Consider the following 3,857-nt stretch of genomic DNA (forward strand, 5'->3'; position numbering starts at 1 on the left):
GGCCGCCTCGGCCGCGTCGGCCGCCCAGGTCGACATTCGCCGCGCGTCGGAGGGCGCCATCCTCACCCGCGCGGAGGGCACGGTCGGGGGCCACACCCGACTACTGCCGGGCGGGCCGAACGACACCCAGTTCCTCGAGTTCGTGGAGACCAATCACGTCCCGGGTCGGTTCTTCGAGCACCCCGGCCGCGAGTGGATCTACGTCACCCGTGGCACCGTTCTGCTCGAGGTGGGCGGGTCGGTGAGCAGATTGGAGCCGGGTGACGTGGCGCGGTACGACGGGACACTCCCCCACCGCTGGTACGTGCCCGAGGGTGGCACGGCGTGCCTGATCGTGGTGCGGCCAGGCTGAGGCGTCGGACCCGGCACCCTTCTGACCTGCGGTGCCCTGCAGGGGCCTTGCAGGGCACCGCAGGTCACACGCGCCGGTCGCCGCCCCCGGACAGCATGTCGTACCTCGAACATACGATCGAATCATGACCTCACCCACACCTCGCCTGTCCGACGGCACCGCGCCATGTGACCACCCCACGCCACGTGACCGCCCCACGCCACATGACGACGCCGACCCTCCTGACACGCTGGTGCCACCTCCTGGATTCACCACTGCGACAGGGCCGGCATCGCCCGTCCTGGTGCCCGAGGCGTTCGCCCGGTGGGATCCCGGCCAGCAGCGTGGCTACCTCACCCAACGAACGATCTACGCGGCCGAAGGGCGGACCCTCGCCTACGCCTACGACTGTGTCCGTTCGGCTACCGAGGGCTTCGCCACCGAGGGCGACCCACACCGCGACCCGTGGGAGGCGGCTGCCACGATGATCGGCGCCTCTATGGCTCTCTCCCGTCACGGGGCATCACGCCTGGTGACCACCGCGGTCGAGCTGACCGAGCGGCTTCCCCGCACCGCGGCGCTTCTGGCGACGGGATGGATAGGGATCCTCGCCGCCCACACCATCGCCGAGGAGACGGCCCTGGTGGCCGATCACCTCATGCCCGACGTTGACCGCCGGATCAGCGAGGGGCTTGCTCCCACCAGGCGCCGGACACACCCGCCGCGGCTGGGGCCGCTGCGCAAGATGCTCCTCAGGACAGTCTCCGCCTGCGATCCGCTGGGTGCTGACGCCCGCGCCGAACAGTCACGACGCGGTCAGGACGTGGAGCTGGTGCCCCTCCGCGACGACCGGGCGATCATCACGGCCACGCTCACCGCCGAGGACGCACTGGAGATCGCGGACCGTGTCGAGGCGCTCGCCCGCACCGCACCGGCGGGCGATCCGCGAACGCTCGGCCAACTTCGCTCGGCCGGACTGCTCGCGCTCAGCCGTGGGTGGAGTTGCCTGCCCGACCCACGAGGGGAACACCCCGGCGACCCGGAGGCCCGGTCCGCGGCGCGTCGGGTGGTCCTCCACGCCTACGACGACGGCAGCCCGGGCAACCGCGGGATCTCCCTCGCCGGATACGGACCGGTCACCGGGCACACCGCGGACGAACTGCAGCGCGACGTCAGGCACCGCGTCACCGAACTCTCCGAACTCGCGGACCCCGATTCCGCCGCCGCCCGACGCCACGCCCCGTCCGAGGCCCTGGCCCATTTCTGCCGTGGACGCGACGGCACCTGTGTGTTCCCCGGTTGCCAGACACCGGCCGAGAAGACCGACCTCGACCACATCATCCCCTTCGACCACGACCGTCCCGAACGCGGCGGGCACACGACCTGTGACGACCTCGGGAGCCTCTGCCGTTTCCACCACAGGCTCAAGACCGACGGAGTGTGGGCCTACTACCGGGACACCGACGGTTCCTATGTGTGGATCCACGGTCCCCGCCACCCGGACCGAGACCCCGGAACCCGTGTCACGACGTATCCCACGGGCCCTCTCTCGGACCACGCCGCTCCCCGACGACCCGAGGCGAGCCGGCGTCAGCGGGAGGCCGCCGAGGCGGGCGCGACCGGCAGCGGATGTGCGGAGTCCCGGAGACGTCCACACGTGCGGCACCGGCGTGACGCCGAACGACGCGGTCTCCGCGCGCAGGCGCGACTCCGGCGACACGCCCCACCGTCCGGTCCGGTGGCCCCCTCGGAGCCCTCGACCACGGGGCCTGAGGACGAGCCCCCGTTCTGATGAGCGGAGTGACACTCGCGCGGTCAGAACCGCGAGCTCGTCGGATACCACCCGTCGGATGCGTCGTGGGGTCCGACGGAGCGGACCTCGATGTGCTCGAAGGATGCGAAGTCCCCGGCGAGCCTGCCCCAGTTCTCCCGGGTGATCGCGGTGGTGATCGTCGAGGCGATCCGCCCGATACCGCCGTAGATGCCGGAGAGCTGGTTCCCGGTCACGCCCATGGACGCGCGGGCGCCGGTCGAGAAATGGTGCAGCCGGGAGAGCCACGGAGCTGTGCCCGGATCTCGCTCGGTGAACTCGAACCCGGGACCCAGATAGGGACTCGATCCGGCCGGGTGTCCCATTGCGGGCGGGTGACGGTCGGACCACAGCGCTATGTCGTCGACGAACTCGGCGAGCTCCGGCCGCAACCGCAGGTCCACCGTGTATCCGGTCGCGGCCAGCACCACATCGGCGTGGAACCGCCCCCTGTCGGTGTCGATCGCGATCTCCTGCTCACCGGCGTCGGTGGAGACCATCGACACGGCCTTCCACCCACAGCCGGTGTGCAGTGCGAAGCCGGAGTGCGCGAAGCACCGCCACACCGAATGCTGGGTGGGCGGCTGCGGGAGGCCACCGGACATCACGCCGAACTCCCACTTGGCCTCGTCGTCGAGGTCGTAGAAGCGTTCCTGCATGCCCGGGAATTCCATCCACCGCAGCGGGTTGGACGCCGGGAGGGTCTCCCGGCGCACGAACACGTGCGCCCGGACGGCGCCGTGGTCGAGGGCGGTGGCCGCGTTGTCGAACCCGGATGCGCCACCGCCCAGTACCGCCACCCGCTGACCCCGCAGCGCGGCGAAGTCGATCGGGTCCTCCGTGTGGAACCAGCGCTCGCGGGGCAGCGAGGACGAGATGAGGTCCGGCACGCGCGGCCCGCCTCCGCCCGCGAGTCCGAGTGCGCAGACGATGCGCCTGGCGGTCACCGTGGTCTCGTTCCCCGCCGGGCCACTCAGTTCCACGGAGAAGGGCCCGTCCGGGGTGGCGGGCCGGTGGATCGCCGTGACGCGGGTCTGGTGCCGCACCCGGACGCCGGTGACCTCCCGGTACCACCGCAGGTAGTCGTTCCAGTCGAGCCGGGGAACAAGCTCGACGGCCGCCCACGCGGCCTCGCCGTACACGGCCTCGAACCAACGCCGGACGTGCAGGGAGGGGACGTCGAACTCGATACCCCTCATGTGTTTGGGGCTGCGCAGGGTGTGCATACGGGCATAGCGGTCCCAGCACCCCACCTGCTGCTCCGGACCGTCGTCCACCACCAGGACGCGGTCGATCCGTTGGCGTTGCAGCGCGAACGCGGTGCCCAGTCCGGCCTGTCCCCCGCCGATCACCAGGACGTCGAGTTCGCTCGACCCCGGATCCCGGGGGATCCAGTCGCGGGAGTGGCTGGTGGTGGCGATGTCCTCGTGCACGCGGGCCCGGAGGGCCGCGAGGCGCTCCTCTGCGTCGGGAAGGCGCCGGGAGTCCGGTGCCGCGGTCACAGTGTCGGGGCTGGTGTCCGGGCCGGCGGTGACGGTATCGGATGCTGCGGCGTCGGAGGTCACGGCGGTCATGGCGGAGGAGCTCCTGGGTTCAGCGGGCCCGGGTCGATGCCGCGGGCCCACCCGGGTCCTGCGCCCGGGCGGACACCACGGCGATGCCTGACTGATGACTCGACCGCCGCGCCGTGGGACGCGGCGGTCGGATCGGCGGGGA

General features: G+C 71.5%; 3 protein-coding genes. 2 read left to right on the forward strand and 1 reads right to left on the reverse strand.

Annotated elements, in window-relative coordinates:
• Nucleotides 1–352 (forward strand): cupin domain-containing protein (locus G6026_RS14310; RefSeq protein WP_182613569.1); only part of this gene is annotated, 352 nt, incomplete at its 5' end.
• Between the two features lie 124 nt (nucleotides 353–476).
• Entirely contained in the window at nucleotides 477–2,123 is a 1,647-nt protein-coding gene (locus G6026_RS14315; RefSeq protein WP_241725933.1) for an HNH endonuclease signature motif containing protein, read from the forward strand.
• 23 nt (nucleotides 2,124–2,146) lie between these two features.
• Here the strand turns inward: G6026_RS14315 and G6026_RS14320 are convergent, their stop codons facing one another.
• Nucleotides 2,147–3,715 (reverse strand): NAD(P)/FAD-dependent oxidoreductase, encoded by a 1,569-nt coding sequence (locus tag G6026_RS14320; protein ID WP_182613570.1) that lies wholly within the window; start codon nucleotides 3,713–3,715, stop codon nucleotides 2,147–2,149.
• Between the last annotated feature and the right edge of the window lie 142 nt (nucleotides 3,716–3,857).

The sequence above is a fragment of the Dietzia sp. DQ11-38-2 genome, from assembly GCF_014145055.1.
Lineage (GTDB): Bacteria > Actinomycetota > Actinomycetes > Mycobacteriales > Mycobacteriaceae > Dietzia.